The 26,160-nt window shown below is 52.4% G+C and carries 17 protein-coding genes; 4 read left to right on the top strand and 13 right to left on the bottom strand.

The genetic code is table 11. The annotated features are described in order from the left end of the window. Together R50912_RS06400 and cobD are read right to left on the bottom strand one after the other, a co-directional pair. Window positions 1–4,971, bottom strand: a complete 4,971-nt coding sequence (locus tag R50912_RS06400; RefSeq protein ID WP_052416045.1) for an S-layer homology domain-containing protein — start codon at window positions 4,969–4,971, stop codon at window positions 1–3. A 684-nt stretch (window positions 4,972–5,655) separates the two neighbouring features. Beyond that, window positions 5,656–6,747: a threonine-phosphate decarboxylase CobD gene (cobD, locus tag R50912_RS06395; protein ID WP_042233304.1), complete on the bottom strand. Its 1,092-nt coding sequence runs from the start codon at window positions 6,745–6,747 to the stop codon at window positions 5,656–5,658. 330 nt (window positions 6,748–7,077) lie between these two features. On the opposite strand from cobD, the gene R50912_RS34790 reads away from it, so the two are divergent. Together R50912_RS34790 and R50912_RS06390 are read left to right on the top strand one after the other, a co-directional pair. Continuing rightward, complete coding sequence (locus tag R50912_RS34790) at window positions 7,078–7,221, top strand: hypothetical protein (RefSeq protein ID WP_156122982.1); 144 nt, start codon at window positions 7,078–7,080, stop codon at window positions 7,219–7,221. 96 nt (window positions 7,222–7,317) lie between these two features. Continuing rightward, entirely contained in the window at window positions 7,318–8,322 is a 1,005-nt protein-coding gene (locus R50912_RS06390; protein ID WP_042233303.1) for a lipoate--protein ligase, read from the top strand. Window positions 8,323–8,681: 359 nt separating this feature from the next. Here the strand turns inward: R50912_RS06390 and R50912_RS06385 are convergent, their stop codons facing one another. Continuing rightward, window positions 8,682–9,404 carry a metal-dependent hydrolase gene (locus R50912_RS06385; protein ID WP_042233302.1) on the bottom strand — a complete coding sequence of 241 codons (723 nt, stop codon included), beginning with the start codon at window positions 9,402–9,404 and terminating at the stop codon, window positions 8,682–8,684. Window positions 9,405–9,635: 231 nt separating this feature from the next. Here R50912_RS06385 and R50912_RS06380 point away from each other — a divergent pair, with 231 nt between their 5' ends. Further along, a complete protein-coding gene (locus R50912_RS06380; protein ID WP_042233301.1) occupies window positions 9,636–10,547 on the top strand; it encodes a DMT family transporter in 912 nt (303 codons plus the stop codon). 111 nt (window positions 10,548–10,658) lie between these two features. Further along, complete coding sequence (locus tag R50912_RS06375) at window positions 10,659–11,465, top strand: Cof-type HAD-IIB family hydrolase (RefSeq protein WP_042233300.1); 807 nt, start codon at window positions 10,659–10,661, stop codon at window positions 11,463–11,465. A gap of 116 nt (window positions 11,466–11,581) precedes the next feature. On the opposite strand, the gene hydF (R50912_RS06370) is transcribed toward R50912_RS06375, so the two are convergent. From hydF (R50912_RS06370) to hydE, 10 genes are all read right to left on the bottom strand, one after another. Beyond that, window positions 11,582–12,850, bottom strand: a complete 1,269-nt coding sequence (gene hydF, locus R50912_RS06370; RefSeq protein ID WP_042233298.1) for a [FeFe] hydrogenase H-cluster maturation GTPase HydF — start codon at window positions 12,848–12,850, stop codon at window positions 11,582–11,584. A gap of 43 nt (window positions 12,851–12,893) precedes the next feature. Then, window positions 12,894–14,306 (bottom strand): aspartate ammonia-lyase, encoded by a 1,413-nt coding sequence (locus R50912_RS06365; protein ID WP_042233295.1) that lies wholly within the window; start codon window positions 14,304–14,306, stop codon window positions 12,894–12,896. Between the two features lie 13 nt (window positions 14,307–14,319). Then, window positions 14,320–15,510: a [FeFe] hydrogenase H-cluster maturation GTPase HydF gene (hydF, locus tag R50912_RS06360; protein ID WP_042233293.1), complete on the bottom strand. Its 1,191-nt coding sequence runs from the start codon at window positions 15,508–15,510 to the stop codon at window positions 14,320–14,322. Window positions 15,511–15,537: 27 nt separating this feature from the next. Further along, window positions 15,538–16,962 carry a [FeFe] hydrogenase H-cluster radical SAM maturase HydG gene (hydG, locus tag R50912_RS06355; RefSeq protein WP_042233290.1) on the bottom strand — a complete coding sequence of 475 codons (1,425 nt, stop codon included), beginning with the start codon at window positions 16,960–16,962 and terminating at the stop codon, window positions 15,538–15,540. A 36-nt stretch (window positions 16,963–16,998) separates the two neighbouring features. Next, window positions 16,999–18,735, bottom strand: coding sequence for an NADH-dependent [FeFe] hydrogenase, group A6 (locus R50912_RS06350; RefSeq protein ID WP_156122977.1), 1,737 nt, complete (start codon window positions 18,733–18,735; stop codon window positions 16,999–17,001). A gap of 17 nt (window positions 18,736–18,752) precedes the next feature. Beyond that, the gene (gene nuoF, locus R50912_RS06345; protein ID WP_197073046.1) at window positions 18,753–20,630 is read right to left on the bottom strand and encodes an NADH-quinone oxidoreductase subunit NuoF; all 1,878 of its coding nucleotides are present in this window, start codon (window positions 20,628–20,630) and stop codon (window positions 18,753–18,755) included. 42 nt (window positions 20,631–20,672) lie between these two features. Continuing rightward, complete coding sequence (locus R50912_RS06340; RefSeq protein ID WP_042233288.1) at window positions 20,673–21,170, bottom strand: NADH-quinone oxidoreductase subunit NuoE family protein; 498 nt, start codon at window positions 21,168–21,170, stop codon at window positions 20,673–20,675. Window positions 21,171–21,324: 154 nt separating this feature from the next. Further along, window positions 21,325–23,616, bottom strand: coding sequence for a thiamine pyrophosphate-dependent enzyme (locus R50912_RS06335; protein ID WP_042233287.1), 2,292 nt, complete (start codon window positions 23,614–23,616; stop codon window positions 21,325–21,327). Between the two features lie 26 nt (window positions 23,617–23,642). After that, a complete protein-coding gene (locus R50912_RS06330) occupies window positions 23,643–24,632 on the bottom strand; it encodes a 2-oxoacid:acceptor oxidoreductase family protein (RefSeq protein ID WP_042233285.1) in 990 nt (329 codons plus the stop codon). A gap of 62 nt (window positions 24,633–24,694) precedes the next feature. After that, the gene (gene hydE, locus R50912_RS06325) at window positions 24,695–25,753 is read right to left on the bottom strand and encodes a [FeFe] hydrogenase H-cluster radical SAM maturase HydE (RefSeq protein ID WP_042233283.1); all 1,059 of its coding nucleotides are present in this window, start codon (window positions 25,751–25,753) and stop codon (window positions 24,695–24,697) included. Window positions 25,754–26,160: the final 407 nt, after the last annotated feature.

The raw sequence follows: 26,160 nt of genomic DNA, 5'->3' as shown, positions 1-26,160 counted from the left end.
CTACTGCTGTTCAGTTTTGTCTAACAGTCTAAGAATCAGGGTCACGGCCTCTGCCCGCGTTGCCTGATCATTCGGAGCCAGCCGGTTATTGCCTTGGCCTTCAACCAGACCCGCTTCATAGGCGGCTGCCGCATACGGCTGACCCCATGAAGGAATAAGATCCGCATCAGCAAATGCTGCCTTAGCCTTGGAGTCAGTCTTCCATTCCAGCGCCCGGGCGATCATTGTAATCATCTCCAGACGGGTAATCTTTCCGCCGGGCCTGAAGGACTGATCCGTATAGCCTGTAATCCAGCCGGATTTAACCGCTGCGGCAACATATGGCTTCGCCCATGGCTGAATGATGCCTTCATCCGTGAAGGAAAGTCCGGATTGCGAAAGGTTCACCTGTAAAGCGCGGCCCAGGATCACCGCGAATTCACTGCGTGTAACGGCTCCGTCCGGACGGAAGGTTCCGTCTGCATAACCGTTCACCAGCTTGCGCTGCGCCGCAGTTATAATGCTCTCTTTTGCCCAGTGCTTCTCTACATCCTTGAACGCAGGCTGAGTAGCCAGACCGCCATCGCCTGTATTTCCTGTGCTGCCTGTGCTGCCCGTATTGCCGGTGGTTACGATAGTACCGATAGTTCCGGCGCTCCCCGTGCTGCTGTTGCCTGAATTCCCATTATTGCTGTTGTTACCGTTGTTACCATTGTTGCTGTTGTTGCCGGTGTTCCCTGTATCCGTGCCTCCGTCAGGCTTGGTGTCTGCCTTTAGAACCGTCAATACAAAGCTTTTCTGCGCCTCCGCCCCGTCTTTCTTCAGAGTGGCTGTCAAAGTCACCCCGATTGTACTCGCCGGACGCTTAACTTCCCCTTTGCCCGAAACGATATCCGGATGACTTGAGGTCCAGGTAATTACACTTCCATGCTCACCTGCTGCCGGCAAAATAACGTCTTTCGTAACCGAGGCCTGGAGGTCTCCATCGGCATAAACAATTTCAAGCTGATCCTTATCTAAGTTAACAGCCAGCGGTTTCGGTAAATCACCTAAAGTTATTGTTACTGAGGCTGTATTTAACGGAACCGTAACGATACCTTTGCTGTTATCCATTATGCCTGCAGATACATCCGTAATATTGTTCACCATGCTCGGCAATTGGACACTGAAGCTAGCCTCTCCGGCACCAGCTTTCGCCTGGCTTAAATCGCTGCTGAAGGTAACCATGAGCTGGTTATCTTGTCTTACAATGCTGTACCCTACTCTGCCGCCTTGCAGGGCGGGGTAATTCTGCACACGGGCCACCGCATTATTGTTCCTGGCAGCATCCTTGACCCACTCCTTAGGAATACCGCGGCCTACAATAATCTCCGTCTTCTGATTCTGATCATAAATCCGCTCGGCAATCAGGGAGTCAATGAGTACCTTGGAGTTAACGGATTGTCCCCACATATGCTGAGCCGATCCACCGCCGCCCGGTGCATTCTGAAGGTTCAGCTGATCATTCGTCTGTGCCCAAGGACTTCCCGGAACGGGATAATTGATCCCTTCCCACCAGCTGAACGGCCCGCTCATCGAATTTTCAATCATGAATTCATACGCTTTAATGCCCATATCCCGGTATTCTTCTCCGCGCAGCGCAGCGCTTCCGTATCCGGCGTTGTATGCGCTTGAATAAAAGCCATGCGGATACCCCCCGAAGTTGTACGGAGAATCTGTCGTATCCTCTTGAATACGCCGGTTGATTCCATAGGAATACGTATCGTCCAGCAGCTTCAGGCTGATGTTGTCCTCGGGCTGCTCCGCCCCATACAGATATCCGTCCCAGTGCCATCTGCCGAACAGGAACATGGAAGCCCAGTTCGCATCTCTGGAGTCTCTCATCCGGTTCTCATCATTGGTCTCAACGACCGAAGCCGGAATATAATCAAGTCCTTCTTCGGTTATCGTCTGCTGCAGCTTGGTTGTGAATTTGGCCAATAAGTCGTCATACCTTGCTTTTGCCCACTCTGCTTCCTGCAAATAGGCTTCGTCATTCTTTATACGGTAGAGCTCGCGGGTTACATATTCATAGGCGGTCAGACCGGTCAGGGCGGAATAATTGTCGATCGTCCAGTTGCCCTCGGAATCAATCGCATACGTTTTTTTCATAATTCCGTCAGCGTTGCGGTCACTCTCGATGGTTCGCGCCCCGAATTTAACCCGCTTCTCAAATACGGTACCGGTAGAGCCGTCATCGGCGGTCATCTGCTCATCGAATATGGAGGCGTCACCGGTTTTACTTAAGTAAACCGCATAGGCCCACGGAATTTTCCAGTTCGTATCCCAATACAGATTGCTGTCCACCTGCCCCGTCTCCATGTTGATTCCACCTGTCAATGGGATACTCTTCAGATAATCCTGCGCATGGGCGAAATCCCCGCTCTGAATCAGGTTCACCAGAATACCCAGCGTATCATGGGAGAATAACCGGGCATAGCCGTTCTCCCCCACATGCAGATACGAATCATCTTTAATAATCAGCGTATCGATATAGCCGGATTTGAACGCATTTTCAAGCTCCCGGTTCGGTAATCCGATATCCACTACTGCTGAGAGTCTCGTCAGCCAATAAGCCTTCATCTCACTGTAGTTGGCTTCGAAGGTTCCCAGACCCGCCACCTGCTCTTTAGTTAAGGAAGTAAACCGGGTCAAGTTCTTGTCAAAATATTCATATTTATCAGCTTCAATCGCATATTCCCTGACAACGCTTTCCCCCGGCTGAACGGTGTACGTATTTACAGCGTCCGCATTGAGTGGCACCAGATTGCCCGAGACGACCGGCAGCAGCATGAGCTCGCCTGAATGATTCGCAGCCGTGACTCTCGAATAGTTGACGACATAATCCTTATGGTCCACCGTATGCTTGTTGGCGAAGGTCTCAATCTTGTAGTCTACTTTATTCTTCGTATATTCACTGATCATTACCGGTAAATAACCTTCCCCCTTGGTCCACTTGATGTTGCTTGTGTCCGCAACTCCGAAGGTAACCATTTGTTTCGGGGCCACCGGACCATGCTGCTCCGGACGGCTTCCGCCGATTTGATACGATCCGTCCAGAAAAGCGAGGGAAGCATTCTTATCTCCTTCGAAGCCGAAGGCCGCAGTCATTTGTGCATGGGTATCGTACTGGTATTTGCCCGCAGTCTTCAAATTATGAACCGCTTCCAAAACAGCGGAGTAGGCGGTCAGCTTCTCGTTATCCGGGGCGTTGGCCCCCAGCGCCTTGGCAGCTTGCACAGCTTCATTCAAGGTGTTCAGGGAACTGAGGGTGTAGCCTTTAATGACGGCCCGGCTAATAAGATCGATCTGTCCGGCAATCGCCGCCATATCCATCTTAATCTCCAGCTGGTCCCTTGCCGCCTGTAAATGGCTGAGTGCTGCATCGATCCCCTCCTGATTAGCGTCAAAATCGTTCAAAACCAGACCGGCATTAGCCAACGCGGCTTCGAGTGCAGACCACGACTGCACGGTGTACAGCCTGCTGTTGTAGTTAGATTTGGCAATATCATCGATTAAGGCCTGCAAGGCGGTTCTGTCCACATCCGTATTCTTAATAATTCTTAAAATGCCGGTGCCCAGATGTGCTTCGGATTGGAAGGCTCCGGAGACGCTTTTGCCAAAAAATTCACTTGCCGTTTCCCCGTTCTTCTTCATGACCATCCAGCGGTATTTGCCGGCGGAGAGATTCTTCTGTGATAAAACCAGAGCGTACCTTGTATTTCCGGCAAGACTGTAACGGAGTGGAATCGTAGTCATTTCACCGTCCGCAACACGGTCCCGGCTGACCACGGTTTCTGCAAGAGGAGCACCTGCCGGGAAGCCGGAAGGGTCTGTCCCATATAGCTTCACAGTCAAGTCGCTTACGCTATTGGACATTTTTCTCACATTTACTTGTGCGTACTGCATCTCGAAGCTCTCCTGAGCAGTAAAAGTCTGATATCTATCCTGCTGATCCCCATTACTGCCGAACTCGTATTCATTCTCCGCAGCACCTGTGTAATCGATCATCAGATTGGTTTCTCTTCTTACCAGAGCCGCTTGCTTCTGCTCTAGAAGAGACAGGGCCGTGTCGATCTCCGCCTGAAGGGCATCCGGCTTGTCCAGAACCTCCTTGGCTTGAATCCTTGCTTTGGCAAAGTCCTGCCAGGATTCATCCGTGTGTACACCTTGGAGTTTGTCCTTCACCTGATTATAGGCAAGCTGCAGCGCACTTTTGTCGGCTACCTCCTTGCTGCTTACCGCAAGTCCCGAGAAGGACATGTTACCGTACCGTGAAAGGGTTTCTGCCTGCAGACCCTCAACCTTTAATTGCACATTGGCGGGCACCTTAATTTGATACTTGTATACTTCCGAGGTCCCACCCGCATTGATTTCCTTCGTCTCCATGAGGTTCATATCTGCATAGATCCTCACAGCAGCTTTCGCCTGCCATAGCCCGATGCCGAAGACGACCGTTGACTCCTGCGGCTGCGGGGCAATTTGGAAGGTCCAGCCTACATTCCCGTATATCCCCGAATCTCTATTCTTGGGGAAAAACACGCCGAATCCGGTATCCTTGACAGCCCTTTCATAACCAGGCATGCCGTCATTCCAGGAATAGGACAAATAATTCCCGTCATTGCCCCTATCTGGCTTCCCTTCGGTACCTGTCGTACCGTTCCCGTACACGCTGAAGGTTACAGAGCTGGGAACGGCCTTTTTAATCTGAATGATGTCGTCCGGTCCATTGCCTCTCAGATGCAGCCAGTCTACATTCCCAACCTCCGACAGATCCAGCGCATACTCACCTTCTACTTTACTTTGGGTAATATCAAGTGCGGCGGAGCTTACAGCGGCATCTGTGCCTTCTGCTCCATAAGCGGCCGGGGGCTGGCCAAGCGGGGTTGAGGATAGGACCAGTGAAGCCAGCAATATCAAGACGGGGATTTTTCGTAAGGGTATTCTGAACATTCTTTAACCTCCTTGTGTATTTGATTTAAGCATATAAAAACCCGGTAAATTTAAACATACGAATATCTTTACATCCAGCCGACTTTTTTTACCTCTTTACGGCCCGGCCATCCGGTTAACCTTAATGCCTGGGTTCATGTACGCTTAGCAACAAGTCTGCGGGGTGAACGCGTTGCCGGTAATATCCAGGTAACATACATTCTTCAAACACAAAAATACATTCTTCAAACACAAAAAAACCGTTCCTGTAATTAATGGAGGTATCACCCGCCATTTCTAAAGGAGCGATTTCTATGTATACTCACCAGATGATGGACCCTTCCGATAAGAGACGGGTTCCGTTCCGTGCTATAGCCGGCCTAATAAGTGGAATTATGACATTTAATTATATGCTTTAACCGTGCATACGGCGGTTATTAAGTGGAAAAACAGCATCTAATTCTCTTGATTTCGCCTCCAAACGGGGATGCGGGACGAATAGATGTACTTTTTCCAACTGCTGTCCCGAAAATGTCTGGTTCAGGCTAAATAAATGCTCTTTTTCCACTAATTTCTTGAGGAGAGGCTACGTGCACACTGGCAGCGAAGCGAGACGGAGAACCGTTGCTGGCGGGCTCGCTGACGGATGACGGCGGGCACGCTAACGGATGGCGGCGGGCTCACTCTCCATTGTTGCAGCAGCTCTCAGCTCCCCGCACGCAGCGCCGCCCCCAGCTCCCGCAGCAGCCGGGCATTGTCCGCCCAGCCCTTCACTGCGACGCGCATATGCCCCGGCTCAAGGCCGGGGTACATCGCGCAGCTGCGGACGAGTATGCCGCCCGCGCCCAGCCGCCGCTGCATCTCCTGCGCGCTCCACGGAGCGGGCAGCCGCAGCAGCAGGAAGTTCGCTTCGCCCGGCGGCACTTCGCAGCCGAGCTCAAGCAGACCTTGGCGCAGCAGCTGCCGCTCTGCTGCGATCAGCGCGCGCGTCTCCTGCCCGTAGCCGTCGCCGCTCTGCAGACAGGCTTCACCGGCCAGCAGCGCCAGGCCGTTCACGCTCCAGGTCACCTGCTTGCCGGTCATCGCCGCGGCAAGCTCCGGGTGCGCGGCGGTGAAGCCCAGCCGCAGCCCGGGAATGGCAAAGAACTTCGTCATCGAGCGCACCAGCACCGTATGACGGTAAGCCCCCAGCTCCGGCAGCAGGGATTGCCGGTCCGCCTCCGGGATGAAGTCAATGAACGCTTCATCCACGGCAAGAATCGTCCCGCAGGCTTCCGCCCTGCGGGCCAGCACCCGCAGCTCGTCCAGCGGATACTGGACGCCGTTCGGATTATTCGGCTGGCCGAGGAACAGCAGATCCGTCTGCTCCAGCAGGCCGGAGATCTCGTCCACGGAGGCCCGGTAATCGCTGCCGCGGGTCCCCTGAACGGACAAAACCTCGGCACCGAACTGCTCTGCCAGCTGGCGGTATTCGGAGAAGCACGGCTCGACAATGCCTACGCGGTGCGGGGCCGCTGCCAGCAGGAGCAGGGCCATCGACTCGGCGGCTCCATTGGCAACGGTAATCCAGTCCGTGCCTACGCCCAGGCTCTCCGCGAGCAGCGCTTTCAGCCTCCGGTGTCCCGGATCAGGATACGCTGTAATCGCGGAGACTGCATCCCGCAGCAGCGCGAGCACCCCCGGCGGCGGGCCCAGCGGATTAATATTGGCGCTGAAATCCAGGAAGCCACCGCTATTCTCTCCGTATAGCTCGGCCGCAGTCAACAGATCGCCGCCGTGTCCGTATTTTTCAAGCATGAGTACACTCCCTTTACGCTCAATCATTACTTCATTAATTTAATTGAACTACACTTATTTGAGTAGCAGATCAGCCGCTGCCAAAATCCTGCCCATAATACAACATTCTCCGCATGATCCCGGCAATAATCCAGAACTGTTGTATAAAAGGCAGCATTTCGTCCCCTCCAAGCGGTTTAGCAGGACAATTCTTGTATCTCATACAACAATCTGTGTGAATAATGAGGTATTTAGGATGCAAAGTTGCAATACGTACAACACATAAGCCTATGTAGTGTGAAACTTAGCAATCCGTCACCCAATTATCGGCCAATTGCCGGAAGTACGTCAATGCTCCACAGCAAACGCACAGGTGCGCCCGGCATGATGATCCCAGGCACTTATCAAGCGGAGAAATACCGGGCGAAGCTGATTATGCCGGGCAGAAGTCCTCCTCCAGCCTCAGTGGAGGGTAAACTGGCGGCCCTTGCGTAACTCCGGCCGGCTAAGTAAACTTTCGATTTTGTGGAAATCTCTCTTTTAGTTTAGAATAAGTACAGCAGTTTACTATGGCCAAGCGGAGGAATCACTATGCTTTTTATCGATAACACCGGAATTACAGACGCATCGGTCAATCTGGCCATTGAGGAATTTGCACTCAAGAACCTGCCGATGGACGAGAGCTATCTGCTTTTTTATATCAACAGCCCGTCGATTATTATCGGCAAACATCAGAACACCATCGAAGAGATCAACCAGGAATATGTGAAGGACAACAATATCCAGGTTGTACGGCGGTTATCCGGCGGCGGCGCGGTCTATCATGATCTGGGCAATCTGAACTTCAGCTTCATTACCAAGGATGACGGACAGTCTTTCCATAACTTCCTCAAATTCACCCAACCCGTTATCGACTATCTGCAGTCGATGGGAGTGAACGCCGAGCTGAGCGGACGCAACGATCTTCAGGTAGGGGAGCAGAAAATCTCCGGCAATGCCCAATTCTCCACACGCGGACGTATGTTCAGCCACGGCACCTTAATGTTTGACCTTAATCTGGATGATGTCCAGGCTTCACTGAATGTGAATCCCGAGAAGTTCAAATCGAAGAGCACCAAGTCCGTACGCAGCCGCGTCGCCAATATCAAAGAGCTGCTGGGCAACCCCGATATGACGATTGAGGCGTTCCGCGAAGGCCTGCTGCGTTCCATCTTCGGGATGGAGGCGTCCGAGGTCCCCCAGTACAAGCTGACCATGGACGACTGGGTGCGGATCAATGAAATCTCCAAGGAGCATTACCAGAACTGGGACTGGAACTACGGCCTCTCGCCAAAAAGCAATGTGAAGCATACCCGCAAATTCCCGGCAGGGCTGGTGGATATCCGCATGGATATTGAAGATTCTGTCATCCGCGAGATCAAAATCTACGGGGACTTCTTCGGCGTCGGCGATGTGGCGGATGTGGAGAACGCGCTGCGCGGCAAACGTTATGCGGAAGCTGACGTCAGAGAGGCACTGGCTGATCTCGATCTGAAGCATTACTTCGGCCGCATTGAGCCGGAAGACTTCATCGGACTGGTGTTTCTTGAAGAATAAACTTGAGGAATAAAATAGAAGGCATTACAGGCCAAAGCCCTCCCGCGCGGATGATCTCCGCACCGGAGGGCTTTGCCGTATACGCTTGCCGGTATTGAACCAAGCACTGCCGCTCCCCCTCAACAAGCAAGTGGATAAACGTATCTTAAATCGCCCGTTTCTGAGGATTCCAGGGAAGCAAGTGGATAAACAGCATCTATTATTGCTCTCATTCGCTACTTAGGCCGAACCGAGAGGTTATAAGTGCTGTTTATCCACCTGCTGTTGCAGCAGGAAGCATTCATTCATCAGCAAGTGTACGAAATCCAACTATTTCCGGTCCTCACCGCATCCTGACCTAACCCGTTCGCTATCAGACGTCATCCCAAAGAGGGTGTAAGCACAAACACAAAGACAACCAGCGCCAGCGTGAGCATTACGCACACCTTCTCCACCGCATTGCCTTTCTTCGTGCCGGTGCTCATCAGCTTCAGCCGCAGCTTGACCGGCAGCGGGGGCAGCGGCGTAATTCCGCGCTGGGTCAGGGAATCGGCCAGCAGATGCAGGCCGTAGGACATACTCCCGGCAATCCAGAGACTGCCGCCATCATCCATGCCCTTTGATACAAAATACAGCAGCGCCCCCCAGCCGGCCACGGCATACAGCGTATGCGTGATTCCCCGGTGCGGGACAACGGAAGCTACGACCAGCACACAGGCGGCAATATAGTTCCATGGCTCATAGGCATCGGCAAAAGCAAACAGCGCCAGCGCAATCAGCAGCATCACCAGATGCCTCAGCCTCCTGCCCGGCAGAAAAGACACACTGCCGACCAGCAGAGCCAGGGCCATATTCCACGGCGGAGCAGCGATTCCTGCAAAATAAAGATAAATAGCCGCCCCGATCAGGGATACCTGCAGGATACGCAGCAGAAACTCGGGAACTGCCTTGCGTACCAGCAGTGAATTCGGCTCGTCGATATCGGGCAGCAGCGAGCTGACCACCGCAACGGCGACGGCCGGAAGAGTGATTTCAAGCCCAAGCAAACTCATGGCGGACAAGGTAACCCCGGTGCTGATAACTAAATGGGATTTGCCCATCATGGTGAATCCGCTCCTTCATATGAGAGTATAATGATTCTGGATGCCCGAAATAAGAACAAGTGTGCGGTTATCGAAGTATACCAAGGCTTTCCTTTTTTGTCCAGCGGATAACGGGTTACAAGCTTCCTGTATCCCGTACGGACACGGCCGCTACGCAGTTTCGGCTTGTCCTGCCCCCTGATTTAGGATACAATTTGGACAACTCAACCGGCCCTGAAAGGATGACACCTTGTGAATCGCTCCCGAATCGCCGATCTAAGTCTGCTGCTGGTGGCGATGATGTGGGGATGTACGTTTCTTATTGTGCAATCTGCCGTCCGGGTACTGCCGCCGCTTGCCTTCAACAGCATCCGGTTTATAGGTGCCGCCCTGCTGCTTGCCCTAATTACTGCCGTCTTCTACCGTCAGGAATGGAAGAAGCTAAGCTTACGTATGATTCTGCATGCTCTGCTGCTGGGCCTGCTGCTCTTCCTGGGCTATGGCTTCCAGACCATAGGACTGCTGTATACTACCACCTCCAATACAGGGTTCATTACCGGACTGTCAGTGGTACTTGTACCTTTCCTGTCTCTGGCGCTGCTGAAGCATGCCATCTCCCGTTTCACCTGGTTCAGTGCCGGACTCGCTGCGGTTGGCCTGTATCTGCTGACCTTCACCGGCTCTGCGTTCTCCCTGAATAAGGGCGATGGCCTGATCCTGCTCTGCGCCGCCTTCTTTGCACTGCAGATCGTGTATACCGGCATATATGCGCCGCGTTATCCGGCCTTGCCGCTGGCCGCGCTGCAGCTTGCCTTTGTGGGCCTGTTCAGCGTCCTGGCCTCCCTTCTGGTGGATGGCCCCGCACCGCTTATGCACAGCGGAGAGCTGCTCGCGAAGCCGGAAGTGCTCTGGGCCATGCTAATCTCCATCGGCCCGACCAGCGCCTTCGCCTTCTGGATTCAGACCGCCTGCCAGAAATACACCACCCCGTCCCGGGTGGCGATTATTTATGCCACAGAGCCGGTATTCGCTGCAGTAACGGGCCTGCTCTTCGGCGGAGAGATACTCGGCCTGTCCGCTGCGCTAGGCTGTGGATGCATACTTGCCGCCATGCTGATGGCGGAGCTGAGTCCTGATCCAGTGCGGACGAAGGCGGAGGGCTAGCCCCATTTTAAAAGTTACATGCTTCAGACAAAAAGTCGTGCTTCTGTTCCCCTTCTTATAGAAGATTCAGCGGAAAGCCAGACTAAACCAACCTTTTAGGAGAGAACCCAAATGTACAAATTGATTGCTATCGATATTGACGACACCCTGATTAATGACAACAAGGAAGTTACCCCTGCCACCCAAACCGCCCTGGAACAGGCTGTCGCCGCAGGCGTTGTAGTTACACTCGCTACCGGACGCGCATATGCCTCCGCCCAGGCGATTGCCCGCCAGACCGGACTGAATGTGCCGATCATCACCTACCAGGGTGCATTAGTTAAGAATCTGCTGGATGAAGCAGTGCTCTATGAGCGTTATGTGCCGCAGGATGCAGTGCGCAAGCTGTTCCAGTACTGTGTGGAGCATGACCTGCATCTGCAGACTTACATCGACGACAAGCTCTATGCCCGCGAAGAGAACCAGAAGCTGATCGATTATTCTACCTTGAACGGAACACAATACTACATTGAGCCGAACTGGGAAGAGAAGCTGGTTCCGCAAAAAACACCTAAAATGCTCATCATCGACGATCCGGCCTTCCTGGATGAACTGTCTCCGATCCTGCGCAATCTGCTTGGTGATTCGGTTCACATCACGAAGTCCAAGCCGCATTTCCTGGAGATCATGCATCATGAAGGCACCAAGGGCCTAGCGCTCGAATTCCTGGCTAAGCATTTCGGCTGCGAGCTGTCCGAGACCATCGCTGTCGGCGATTCCTGGAACGATCATGAGATGCTCGAAGCCGCCGGTCTCGGTGTCGCGATGGCGAATGCTATTCCTGCCCTGAAGGAAATCGCCGATTTCGTTACCCTCAGCAACAATGAGGACGGCGTGAAATACGCGATTGATAAATTCATTCTGAACACTGCTGAATAAGCAGCCTAAGCTTTACCCGCTTCCCCCTGCTGCCCTCCGGCAGCAGCACAAAGAGTGCCTACCGCCGGTTTACTGAACCCGGCGGTAGGCACTCTTTTTTTCAAATAGAATCACAATTATTCCTGCGGCTTGTTCTCCTCCCAGGCCATACGCGCAAGCGGGAACGGTGAAATTGCCCGCTCCAGTATACCCTGCACAAATGCAATCGCAACCCCATAATTGACGATGGGAACCCTGGCGTCCTGTGCCTGCTCCATCCGCCAGAGCATCTGCCTGCGGCTGAGCATACACCCCCCGCAATGAACAATAAGCGAGAAATCCTCCAGATCGTCCGGGAAACTCATGCCGCTGGCGAACTCGAACTGCAGCTGCTTGCCGGTAGCCTGGCGGAGCCAGCGCGGAAGCTTCACGGTGCCGATATCATCGGCTTGACTGTGATGGGTGCAGGCCTCGGCAATCAGCACCCTGTCCCCATCCTGCAGCCTGTCGATGGCACGCGCGCCTCTAACCATCTCTTCAAGATTGCCCTTTTGCCGGGCAAACAGGATTGAGAATGAAGTCAGCGGGATATCCCTTGGCGTATCCGCCGCAGCCTTCAGAAACACCTGTGAATCGGTCACCACCAGCCGCGGCTTCTTGCCGAGACTCTCCAGGGTCTCCTTCAGCTCGAATTCCTTTGTTACCACTGCAATGGCATCGCTCTCCAGCAAGTCACGGATGGTCTGCTGCTGGGGAAGAATCAGCCTGCCTTTGGGCGCAGCCTGGTCAACCGGAACCACGAGTACGACCAAATCTCCCGGAGAGACCAGATCGCCGATAATGCGGAATTTATCCTCGGCTTCCGGCACAGCAGTGCCCAGCGCTTTCATCAGCTTCGGTATCCCTTGCCGGTCCAACGCAGAAACGGGAATCACCTTCATCCCCAGCTCCAGCTCCGTCCGGCTGGCCAGAGCGGCAAACTCTTCTGTCCGGGAAGACTCATTGCCAATCAATAAATCTATTTTATTCAGTATTCCCATCGCTGGAATACCCTTGCTGCGGACGGTCTCAGCAATCTGTCGGTCCAGCGGGAGCACACCGCAAGCAGCATCAACGACGATCAGGGCCAGATCGGATTTGTTAAGAACATCCAGCGTCTTCTGCTTCCGCAGTTCACCGAGCTCTCCCGTCTCATCCAGGCCGGCGGTATCAATAAATACGACTGGTCCGAGCGGCAGCAGCTCCATAGCTTTATACACGGGATCTGTTGTTGTTCCTTTGACGGGGGACACAAGCGCGGCATCCTGCCCTGTGATCGCGTTGATCAGGCTTGATTTCCCGGCGTTGCTCCTGCCGAATATAGCGATGTGCAGACGATTCGAACGGGGCGTATGATTCATACTCATACGGCTCTCTCCTTCCCCAATAACGGTTAGCGCGTGTCCGTATTTATTTGCCAGGAACACCCGGTCTGGTCACTTGACTGGGATTCAGGATTTGTGCAATCTCAGACTCCGGAAGAAGCTGTGCCTCGAGCAGCACCTGCCGTACCGTTTTGCCTTCCCGGCTTGCCTGCTTGGCGATCTCCGCACTCTTCTCGTAACCGATGTGATGGACCAGCGCAGCGGCCAGCACAGAGGAATTCATCACATGCTCCTGACAACGCTGCTCACAAATACGGATGCCGCGGACACACCGCTCTTCGAACAGGTTAACGGCATTTGCCAGAATCTCCAGAGACTCCAGGAGCGCATCGGCGATCAGCGGCATGAATGCATTCAGCTCCAGCTGGCCGCCGGCCGCCGCCAGCGTCACAGCGGTGTCATTCGCAATGACCCGCATCGCAACAAGCCCCGTCATCTCTGCCATGACGGGATTGACCTTACCCGGCATAATCGAGGAGCCGGCCTGCACAGCCGGCAGTTCAAGCTCCCCGAGGCCTCCGGACGGCCCGCTGGCCAGAAGCCGCAGATCACCCGATATTTTCAACAGATTAATAGACGCAGCCTTCAGCAGTCCGGATACTTCAGCGAACACATCCATATTCTGCGTAAGGTCCATCGGGTATTCACTGCGGGCCAGACCATACCCGGTCAAATCCTGCAAGATATCAGTAATCAAAAACGTATATTTCACCGGTGCATTGAGACCTGTTCCGATGGCAGTCCCCCCAATGTTGATCTCCCTGAGCCGTTCCTCCACTTTGTAGAGACGCCAGCGGTCCCGGGCTACCGCTTTGGCATAGGCTCCGAAGCCTTGCCCTGCCATCATCGGCAGCGCATCCATCAGCTCCGTACGGCCCAGCTTGAGCACATCCGCGAAGGCATTCTCCTTCTCCTGAAGGGCTTCCTGCAAAGACGCGAAGGCCTCACTCAGCCTTCGGACCAGCCCGATAGCGGCAATCCTTAGCGCAGTGGGATAGACATCATTGGTGGACTGGCAGCAGTTGACATGATCCAGAGGATGTACCCTTGAATAGTCGCCCCGCTCTCCGCCCAGGAGCTCAATCGCACGGCCCGCGATCACTTCGTTCACATTCATATTGGTTGATGTCCCGGCACCGCCCTGCATGGCATCTACAGTGAATTGTTCACGGTAAGCACCTGCCAGAATTTCATCACAGGCCTCAACAATCGCCAGGGCTATCGCTGCCGGATAGGTATTCAGCTTCATATGGGCCAGCGCCGCAGCTTTCTTCACCGTCACCAGGCCATGCAGCAGATGCGCATTAACCGTTCTGCCGCTTACCGCAAAATTATCCATGGCCCGTGCAGTATGAATCCCGTAATACGCTGACTGCGGTATATTTCTGGTGCCTAATGCATCCTGCTCCATACGGAAGGCGTTCAGCGGATTCTCCATGGGGATAATCTGCTTAGGCCTTTACTTCCAGAACTTCCAGCACACGCGGCAGGATCCCGCGGAAATAGGCAAAAGCGATGCCGTAGTTGGTAATCGGCACGTTCTGCACTCCCGAGCTCCGCAGCCGCATCATCAGCTGCTTCCGGTTAAAGATGCAGCCCCCACAGTGAACGATCAGCTTATACCCGGAGATATCATCCGGGAAATCCGGACCCACGCTGGTCGTAATCTCCAGTCTGCCGCCGGCGATCTCCTCCAGTTTGGCCTTGACCAGCATACGGTCAATCTCTCCGTTATGCGGGTGATGGATGCAGGCCTCTGACAGCAGAACCTTGTCGCCGGGCTTGAGGCTTGAGATCATTCCGGCACCGGCCACAAAGGTGTTCAAATCCCCCTTAAAGCGCGCCATCAGGATCGCAAACGTGGTTAATGGCACACTCGCAGGTATGATCTCGTTCACTCTGTCAAACACCTGTGAATCGGTAATGACCAGATTCGGCAGACGGTTTAAGCCCGCAAGCAGCTCCGGCAGTTCTTCTTCAGTAACAGATACGGCTATGGCGTGATGATCGAGCAGGTCGCGGAGGATCTGCTGCTGTGAGGCGACCAGCCGGTATTTCGGTGCAGGGATCAGTTCAGGCATCACCATTACGACCAGATCGCCCAGGTTCACGAGGTCCCCTACGATGCTGTTCCGCTCAAACTCGGCGGGAGCAAGGTCGCTCATGGCAAAACGCAGACTGCCAAGGTTCGTGTTCCGCTTCACACTGAGCTTCACGAAGGGTATAGTCAGCGCCGCTTTTAAGGAATCAATATCTGTATAATGGTCGTCCGTTTTGGTGATCACCCCGATAACAGGGATATTCCGTTTATCCATTTCCCGGACCCATTCCTTCTCCAGCTTATAGTCGCCGGCCTCATCCGAGAAGATCATGATTCCAAGATCTGTCAGATCCATGACCTCTCTCGTCTTTTGGACCCGGAACAGGTCCTCATCATCAATTCCTGCTGTATCTACGATAATCTGGGTGCCCATATTTTTCATAGTCAGGTATTGGAATATCGGTTCAGCTGTCGTTCCCGGCTCATCACTGACCAGCAACGTTGATTTCCCGGTGAGCGCGTTAATCAGACTGGATTTTCCTGCATTTCTTCTTCCAAAAACAGCAATATGCATTTTGTTAGATTGGGGTGTAAATTGCATCACTTTTCTCTCCTCAATATGCGATTTTTAGAAGTGTATGTCCCGTTCACCGTTTTCTAGGCGCAGGAGCCGGTCAATCGTTGCCTTCCTCGCAGCTTCCTTCGGAATATCCTCAAGCCCCTTACGGATGATCTCTTCCCCCAAGGTACGGGTCGTTTCGTCCGCATAATCCAGCAAGTATTCTTTGAAGGTTAAAAGAGAGTTGGGCTGGCAGATGTTATGAATCTGCCCGGATTTGGCCAGCCGCATGAAACGGTCACCCGTCCGCCCTTCCCGGTAGCAGGCGGTACAATAGCTGGGAACGTATCCATCCTGGCATAGTCCAAGAATAATCTCCTCCGGTGACCGGTGATCACTGACTTCGAATTGAGGCTTCTCTCCCTGCTGGCCTGCGGCCCCCTGTTTGTTCTCCATATAGCCTCCGACCCCGGTACAGGAGCCTGCACTCACCTGTGAAATCCCCAGCTTGATCACCTCGTCACGGAAGGCTGGCTCTTCACGGGTGGAGAGAATCATTCCGGCATAGGGAACAGCCAGGCGCAGGACGGCAACAAGCTTCTTGAAATCCTCATCCTTCACCAGATGCGGATACACATCCAGATTTACATTCTCCGCCTCACGCAGCCTGGGAACAGATACCGTATGAGGACCCACACCAAACCTCTCTTCCAGATGCTCGGCATGCATCAGCATAGCAACAGTATCGTATTTATGGTCATATAGGCCGTAGAGAACGCCTATGCCCACATCATCGATCCCCCCCGTTTGTGCCCGGTCCATGGCCGTAGTGTGCCAGTCATAATCGCTTTTGGGTCCCTGGGGATGCATGACTGCATAGGTGGGTCTGTGATAGGTCTCCTGGAACAAAATGTAGGTGCCTATCTCCGCATCCCTAAGCTTCGTATAATCTTCCACTGTAGTAGCCGCAATATTAATGTTCACACGGCGGATGCTGCCATTATCCACCTTGACAGAATAGATCGTCCGGATGGCTTCGACAACATAGTCAATGTCACAGTTCACCGGATCTTCCCCCGCTTCCAGAACAAGGCGCTTATGCCCCAGCTCCTGAAGCACACGTACTTCAGCGGCTAATTCCTCTTGGCTTAGCTTCCTCCGCAGGAAATCCCCGTTGGTGTGCTTGTATCCGCAGTAGTCGCAGTTATTCACACAGTAGTTGCTTATATATAAAGGAGCGAATAATACAATACGGTTGCCGTATATTTTCTCTTTAATCACCTTTGCAGAACGGTTAATACTGCTTAGCACCTCTGGATCTGTAACCTCAAGAAGGACAGCTGCCTCCCGGTGCGTAAGCCCCTTGCAGGCCCTTGCTTTTTCTAAGATAGACTGCACATAGGCCTGATCGCCAGCCTTCACTTTCGCCTCTTCCAGACTAAGCAGAATTTCTTCATCATTGATAAAATCCGCCGCTTCCCAGCCCTTCCGCAAATTCTTCACCTCCTCTTAAATGTGTAGGCCATAAGCTTATACTTTGGAACGCACCCTATAATGAGTATGCAGCAGCTCATGGGCCAGGTGACCGTTAGGCTCCCCTAAGAATTCTTCATAGAGCGCTTTGATAAAAGGATTGTTATGCGATTTGCGAACCGTCTGCGCCTCATCTTCCGTGTAGATCGCTTTGGCACGCTCAGCCTTAATATTGATCCGCTCGGATGTCCCCGCATTCAGGATCGGCTGGCCTCCGCCCGTAATACAGCCGCCGGGGCAGGCCATAACTTCTATGAACTCATAGCTTTTTTCCCCGAGCTCCATCGCTTCCATCAGCTTGCGGGCATTGCCCAGACCATGAACAACAGCCGTACGGATCTTCTGGCCATTCGGCAGCTCGATCACATTCTCCTTAATGCCATCCATTCCCCGCACAGCTGTGTATTCGACCGTATCCAGTTCCTTGCCTGAGGTGATTTCGAATACCGTACGGAGTGCTGCTTCTGCTACACCGCCCGTTGCACCGAATATAACGGCTGCCCCCGAGCCCTGGCCAATCGGATTATCGAACGCTTCGTCCTTCAGGTTCGCAAAGTCTATACCGGCTTCCTTGATCATGGATGCCAGCTCACGGGTGGTGAGGACCCAGTCGACATCCTGCAGCCCTTCACTTGACAGCTCTTCACGCGCTCCTTCGAATTTCTTGGCGGTACAAGGCATGATGGAGACTACGGACATATTTTTGGGATCCATCCCTATTTTCTTGGCGAAGAAGGACTTCACGATAGCGCCTTCCATTTCATGCGGTGACTTGCAGGTAGACAGGTTATCCAGCCGGTCCGGGAAGTTATGCTCCATAAATTTCACCCAGCCAGGACAACAGGATGTCATGAGCGGCAGGTTCTCTCCGCTGCTGATTCGGGAGAGCAGTTCAGTCCCTTCTTCCATAATAGTAAGATCCGCGCCAAAGTTGGCGTCGAACACTTTATCAAATCCAAGCCTGCGCAGTGCTGCGACCATTTTACCGGTAACCCGGGTTCCAACCGGCAGGCCAAATTCTTCTCCCAGGGCTACGCGAACAGCAGGTGCTGTCTGGACCACAACATATTTGCCCGGGTCTGCGAGCTCATTCCACACATCATCGATGTTCTCACGCTCACTAAGTGCACCTACCGGACAAGCCATAATACACTGGCCGCAGTTGACACAGGTGGACTCCGCAAGCGGACGGCCGAACGCGGTAGAGATTACCGTATCGAACCCGCGCTTCGCGAAGCTGATGGCACCCACTGTCTGCATCGTCCCGCAAGCCCCGACACAGCGGCCGCAAAGGATACATTTGGATGCATCCCGAACGATAGACGGAGATGTATAATCCTTCTCCTGGCTGGATTTCTCACCTGTGTAGGTCACTTTGCGGATATTCAGCGTACTGGAGACGTCCTGCAGCTCACAACCGCCGCTGCGGGAGCAGCCGAGACACTCCTGACTATGATCGGACAGTAAAAGCTCAACGGAAGCTTTACGGGCTTCCCGGACTTTCCGGGTGTTCGTCTGAATCTTCATGCCTTCTTCCGCAATCAGCGTGCAGGAGGCAATAAGCCTCGGACCCACCTCCACCACACATACCCGGCAGCTGGACGAGTGGTTGATTCCTTTCAAATAACACAGGGAGGGGATATCAATGCCTTGATTTCGCGCCGCTTCGAGCACAGTCGTGCCTTTCTGGACTTCTGTCTCGATCCCGTCGATCATGATTTTTATCGTATTCAAAGTGTTCACTCCTCTCGTCAGACTATCGCTACGGCTTCAAACTTGCATACATCGAAGCAGACGCCGCATTTGATGCAGACCGCCGTATCGATGACAAACGGTTCCTTCAGTTCGCCGGAGATCGCATCCGTTGGACACTTCTTGGCACAAAGGCTGCAGCCCCGGCACAGATCAGGATCGATCTCATAAGAAATCAGCGATTTACAGACACCAGCCGGACATTTATGACCTTCAATATGGGCCAAGTATTCCTCGCGGAAATACTTAATGGTGGATAATACCGGATTTGGAGCAGTCTGACCTAACGCACACAGTGAGGCATTCTTGATCTGCACCGAAAGGTTCTCCAGCTTCTCAAGATCGTCTAAGCTTCCTTTACCTTCCGTGATCTTATCCAGCAGCTCCAGCAGGCGTTTGGTGCCTATGCGGCAAGGCGTGCATTTCCCGCAGGACTCATCGCGTGTGAAATCCAGGTAGAACCTGGCAACGTCAACCATACAGGTGTCTTCATCCATGATAATCATGCCTCCGGAGCCCATCATCGAGCCCAGGCTGGTCAGCGTGTCGAAATCAATGGTACAGTCCAGATGCTCTTCCGTCAGACAGCCGCCGGAAGGCCCGCCGGTCTGTACGGCCTTGAATTTTTTGCCGCCCGGAATCCCGCCGCCGATTTCAAAAATAACTTCGCGCAGCGTGATTCCCATAGGAACCTCAACGAGCCCGGTGTTCACAACCTTTCCGCCCAGAGCGAATACTTTAGTGCCCTTAGACTTCTCGGTCCCGATGCTTGCATACCACGGGGCGCCTTTTAGAATAATCTGGGCAACATTCGCCAAGGTTTCCACATTGTTGATGATCGTCGGCTGCCCCCACAGGCCCTGAACAGCCGGAAAAGGCGGTTTGGGCGTCGGCATTCCCCGGTGCCCTTCAATCGAATGGATCAAAGCCGTTTCTTCTCCGCAGACAAAAGCCCCCGCGCCAAGCCGCACATCGATGTTGAAGCTAAAGCCTGTTCCCAGAATATTGTCGCCGAGCAGCTCATATTCACGGGCTTGTTCAAGCGCTTTCATGAACCGCTGGACTGCGATCGGATATTCCGCACGGACATAGATGAAGCCTTGGTTAGAGCCAATCGCATAGCCGGCAATCGCCATCGCCTCAATGACCGAATGAGGATTGCCTTCGAGGATCGAGCGGTCCATGAATGCCCCCGGGTCTCCTTCATCCGCATTACAAATGACGTACTTCTGCTCTTTATCCTGCTTCGCGGCAAACTCCCATTTCAGACCAGTGTTGAATCCGCCGCCGCCGCGTCCCCGCAGTCCGGACTGCTTCATCGTATCAATAACCTCTTGACGGCTCATGGTCTTCAGTACTTTGTCAAGCGCCTGATAGCCGTCACTGCCGATATATTCATCAATATTCTCCGGGTCAATGACACCGCAGTTGTGCAAAGCAATCCGCACTTGTTTCTTGTAGAATTCGGTTTCTTCAAAATTCAGGATTTCGCCGTCCTGCTTGGTCTTCTCGTAGATTTTCTTCTCGTATGGTTTGCCCTGAAGCAGATGCGTTTCCACCAGCTTTGGAATATCCTGAACCTCCACCCGGCTGTAAAAAATCCCTTCCGGATAGACGATAACGACCGGCCCGAGCTCGCATAGTCCGAAGCAGCCTGTACGTACCACTTCCACCTGCCGCTGAATGCCGTGGCCTGCTATTTCCTGGTTAAGCTTAGCAATAATCTGATTGGAATCGGACGATGTACATCCCGTCCCCCCGCATACCATCACTGATCTGAACGAGATGGAATCCGGAGATTCCCCGGTGATTCTCCGGTTGTCCAGACGAGCTTGCGTAAGCGTTCTGATGGCCTCAAGATCCGTTAGAAGCTTCATACTCATACCTCCCCTATCACATGCGCCAGAGGCGCAGGATCATCATTTGTATTCCTTCAGAATTACCGGAATGTTATTAGGCGCCAGCCGTCCATGGACCTTCTCGCCAATCGTCATAACTGGTGCAAGACCGCAGGCCCCCAAGCAGCGTGTGGCTTCAAGTGTGAATTTGTTGTCCTCAGTAGTTCCCTGAACAGGCACTTTAAGCTCCGTGCTCAGACGGTCGAGAATCCCTTGTGCGCCTTTGATATAACAGGCTGTCCCGAGGCATAGATGGACCACATTCTCCCCTTTGGGGGTTAGCGAAAAGAAATGATAAAAGGACGCGACACCATAGATTTCACTCATCGGCAAGTTTAGCTCGGCAGACACTATCTGGAGCACCGGCTCCGGCAGATACCCGTAAATATCCTGAATTTCATGTAGTACGGGGATTAGTGCCCCCTTGATCATTTTGAACTGAGAAATCGCGGATTGTACCTTCATCAGCTTCTCATCCGCTTCGGCTACGCCCACACAACTGCTGGCTTGTTGTTCCATGTCCATACTCCCTCCATTCAAGGTAAAAAAGTTAGGCAAGGTACTCAGGAATCTTGAATTTTTTGCTTAACTCCGGATATAATGTATTGAGAATGATTTTCAGTGAAAAGAATGAGGCCAACTCCGGCAGTTGTCAGCCTCATCACAACCCATACTAGAGCAGCGAACTTTCGCTCTTAAGTTTCAGCCTGCTCCAGCGGCGCTCAATTTCGGTTTCGAAGTCTTTCAGCAGCTCTTCATCCTTGAGCAGATGTTTGGTTTTGCCCATTCCCTTCAGCCAATCCACTGCCGGAATACGCTTGCCCTTCAGTTCCGGATTGTAGGTGATGCTGGTGATGCCCTGCTCAATTTCATACAGCGGGAAGAAGCAGGAATCCACAGCCGCCTTCACTAGGTCATAGCCACTATGGTCAGCGGATTTCCAGTTCAGCGGGCAGGCGCAGAGCAGCTTCCCGTAGGCAGTCCCGACATTATTGGCGTACCACTGTGCCTTGGCTGCCTTCTGCAGCAAATCCTGAGGATTGGATTCGGCACCGGTGAATACATAAGGGATGTTGCAGGCCGCCAGAATTTGAGCCGTATCCTTGTGATGCCCCTTCTTCCCTTTTTGAGTTTTACCGACACCAGAGGTGCTGGTCATGTGTCCCATAGGTGTGGAGTAGGACAATTGAGAGCCAGTGTTCATGTAACCCTCGTTATCGTATTCAAGGATGATCATTTTATGGTTGCGGAGTGCTGCACCTACGGTTGCGCCCATCCCGATATCCATGCCGCCGTCACCGGATACCATCACGAAGGTCACATCGTCACTAACCTGAACTTCGCCGCGCCGCTTCAATTCATAGAAGGCATCCACCATACCGGCTAAGGTGGCTGCACCATTCTGGAACAGATTGTGGACAAAGGTTTGTTTATGAGACGAGTACGGATAGCTTGCCGTTACAACATACGCGCATCCTGTCTGGAACAGGACGACCATATCGCCTTCGATTCCCTTGAAAAACAGCTCCAGTGCGGAGAGTGCACCACAGCCAGGACATGCTCCATGTCCTGAAGCCAAGCGGTGCGGCTTCACAGTCAATTGACTAAGTGGCGGAAGCTTCACTTTCAACAAACCGGTATCTTCGTTTTGGGTGACTGTGATCAGGCCCGTTTTGAAGGCATCCCCATGCATCGGTTCCATCACCGGAGCAAGAGCATCCTTTTCTTCACCAGGGTAGTATCCATGATAGTCAAAAGGTGTCTCCGCATAGCCCTTTTCTGCCGCCTCAACAGCCAATTTAAAGAATGCTTCTGCATCATCAGCATAGAAGTCTTTACCGCCCAGGCCAAAGATACGGGAGAGAATGATAGTCTTGTTCTCCGGATCTACTTGCAGAGCGGAGCGGATTTCGTGAGTCAGGTTGCCGCCCTGAGCACCATAAGAGTCTGCGCGTTCACCGACAAGCAGTGCTGTGACGTTCTTGAGCGCTTGGCGCAGCTGTTCAGCCGGGAACGGACGGATGATGTTCGGACGAACTAACCCTGCTTTGATGCCTTTGGCGCGCAGCGCGTCAACGGTATCCTTGGCTGATTCACCTGCTGAGTTGAGCAGAAACACAGCTACGTCGGCATCATCCATACGATACAGGTCAAGAATCGGATATTCACGTCCTGACAAGAGGGCATACTCCCGGGCAACTTCCGCATAGACTTCACCCGCCTTTTCAAGCGCTACCGACAGCTGATAATGGTTATTCAGCAGGTCATCGCCACCCATATGTGCACCAATGGTTACCGGATGGGAAGGATCTGAGACGTTGGGATAATTGTGATTCGGATTTGGACCCACAAAATGCTGTACGACTTCGTTCTCTTTGAAATATTGGACCTTGCGTTTTTGGTGAGATGTGAAGAAGCCGTCATAAGCAACGATAACGGGTAGACGTACTTCAGAATGTTCAGCAATTCGGAGTGCCATGATGTTCATGTCATATACTGCTTGCGGTGTACTGGCTGTCAGGATGACCCAGCCTACATTCAGACCATAGTACAAATCGGAGTGATCCCCCCGGATATCGAGCGGTCCGCTGACTGCACGGGTAACGAGGTTGAGCACCATCGGGAACCGGGTCCCGGATTGGGTGGGAAGCTGCTCCAGCATATATAGAAAGCCTTGGGAGCTGGTAGCGTTAATCACGCGTGCGCCCGCCATCGCCGCACCGTAGCATATTCCGGCAGAACCATGCTCACCATCCGCTGCGATCAGCTGAATGTCGTGCTGACCGCGGGCTTTCATCTGATCCAGGTATTGAGCTACTTCCGTGGAAGGCGTTATCGGGAAATACCCCATGATATGGTAATTAATTTGAGCTGCTGCTGTTGCAGCCATTTCATTTCCGGATTCGAAGTGTGTGACTTGCTCGGCAAGTTTAACCCCTGTCAATTGATTTTCAACTACAGCCATTTTTTGTATCCTCCCTTTCGATTGATTTACAACACTTGAGGAACGCGATGTTGTTCGGCAAACCCAACTTCCTCACGGAGACTGGTGAGTGCCTCTGTTGGGCATACATCGATGCATTTCAGACAGCCTTTACAGTATTGATAATCGATCCCGAGGAGCTGCTGCTGCTGGCGTCCGCGTTTATCTTCAGTGGTCTCCCAAACAAAACAATAATCAGGGCAAACATTGTCGCAAGCCGCACAGCTAACACACAAATCTGAATCGAGTACCGGCAGCATTCCAGACCGCGAGCCGCTCAAATCCTTCAGCATACTGTTGCCTTGAGCTGTAATAACGCCACCGGGCAGCTGTGTTAGATAGCCAAGTACGGATTTGGCACGTATAAAAGGCTTGGCTTCGGTACCTTCCGGCACATCATAGGTTTTGAATTTCACTTCATTGTAACCGCGATCAAAGGTACGGATGTTCGGCTCTACCAAGTGCGGGTATTTGTTCTCAAAGGTTCTGCGGATTACCTTACGCATCGCTTCCGGATCCAGGAAGTCACAGATACGGAACATAGCACCAAGCATCGAGGTATTTACCTTGGTTTTCTCTTCAACGGCTATCCCCATCGCATCTACTAATGCAATCGTGCCGTATTCAAGCTTCAGGTCTGCGCGAACCTCATCGAAGTCACGTGAGGTGTTAACCAGTACAACTCCATCCGGCTGCATGCCGCTTACCACGTTAACTGTCTTGTACAAGGCTTCATGAAAAACCGCAACCAGATGGGGCTCTTCAATCGGACTGTGGTCCCTGATCTCCACTTCGGGATCACAGAAGCGGACAAAGGTTTTGATGGGGGTGCCTTTTTTCTCCGAGCCGTAGGACGAGAAGTTCGCTGCATTGAAGCCAAGCTCAATAGCACCTGTCTCGGCGAGCATTTTACCTGCAAGGTTGGCACCAAGTCCGCCGATGGATTCAAGACGGATTTCGTAAAAACCTAGCGCATTCTTTTTTGGCAAAGTTGACATTAAATCTCCTCCTTAGAACGTGAAAGTATTCACTTACATTATTAAGAATGATGTTCACAGCATTAGCTTTTATCTGGTGTGCGAATGAAGCTGCAGTGATCCCCTCTACTGAGTTCAATCTTAAATCCAGCGGCTGCGATTCTCATTTCAATACAGTTCCTGCAATGTGAAGCTTCGTCACCCGTGCAAATCTTGTTCTCATACAAGGCATATTTCTCGCGAACCTTCAGCGGTGACAGAATAGGCATAACAACATTTCCTCCTGCCAAAAGCGCCTTCTCCCTGCCTTCTCTATCCAGAGTTCCCATTGCCGTGGTAGCAGGCATAAGAGCATCTGGAACGAGCAATCTTGCCATGGCAATCATCACGAGCGTGTCCTCAACAGTTCCACCTTGAGCATCTTTAAGCGGTGTTGCGCTATGCGGGATGAATGGACCTATGCCTATCATTTCCGGATGAAGTTCTTTCAGAAATAGCAGATCCTCTGCAAGATGCTCGTAGGTCTGACCCGGAAGTCCAACCATAAAACCGGCTCCAACCTGGTAGCCAATCTCCTTGAGAGTCCGCAGACAGTTCAAGCGGTTATCATACGACATCCCTGGATGCAAAGACTCGTAAAGCGAGCGTGAGGCTGCCTCATGCCTTAGCAAGTATCGGTCAGTCCCTGCATCAAAAAGCGCACGATAAAATGCTTCGCTTCGTTCTCCAATGGACAAGGTAATTGCTGCATCAGGATACTGATCCTTCATGCTCGTGACTAAGCGGATCATCCGTTCTTCCGTGAAGTAAAAATCCTCTCCACTCTGTAAGACAAACGAACGGTATCCCAGACGATAGCCCTCTGCCGCACACTCCAGAATTTCCTCCTCGGTCAGCCGGTAACGACTAGCCCTAGAGTTGGACCTGCGCAGGCCGCAATATAGGCAATCCTGTTTACAGAAGTTTGAAAATTCTATTAAGCCTCGCAAAAAAACGCTTTCATTATAGTGTTTCTTTCTAGTTTGTGCCGCTAGAATGTACAAGCGATGCTTGAAATCAGGAGTTAGATTCTTAAGGAAATACATAATTTCTTCCTTAGTCAGCTCATTCTGCTCAACTAATTTGCCGAGCAATACCTCCATCAGGGCGTATTCCTCCATTCCCTATGCTGGATATTTGGTTAATTACCTTTCTCTCAATCTTCTGTCAATCGAACAGGTTGGAATAAACAATGAATTACTAAAGATTATGCTGCATATGAGGGTTACATGCCGGGTGTGATTTGCACATTTCTGCTTTTTGTATAATTCTAAAAAGCTCTTCCATAAGGAACTGCAAAACCAACAGCGTATGTTTGTACTAGAGGGGGTTGATGAGGAATAGATCGAAAATTTATAATCTGCTTTTATTATATTTTGTGACTACTGACTCTGTATGTGAGAACTGTCATTCGCAACAAAAAAATCCGACAAAAACAGCGGGCCCCCATAACCGGAAACCCGCTGTTTATGCTTCGGGAAGGCCGTAGGCTACCCTGAAGACAGTTATA

Source organism: Paenibacillus sp. FSL R5-0912, assembly GCF_000758605.1.
In the GTDB taxonomy this organism is placed as follows: domain Bacteria; phylum Bacillota; class Bacilli; order Paenibacillales; family Paenibacillaceae; genus Paenibacillus_AQ.
The sequence above is the reverse complement of the archived record's forward strand: the minus strand, read 5'-3'. Positions and strand labels throughout refer to the sequence as shown.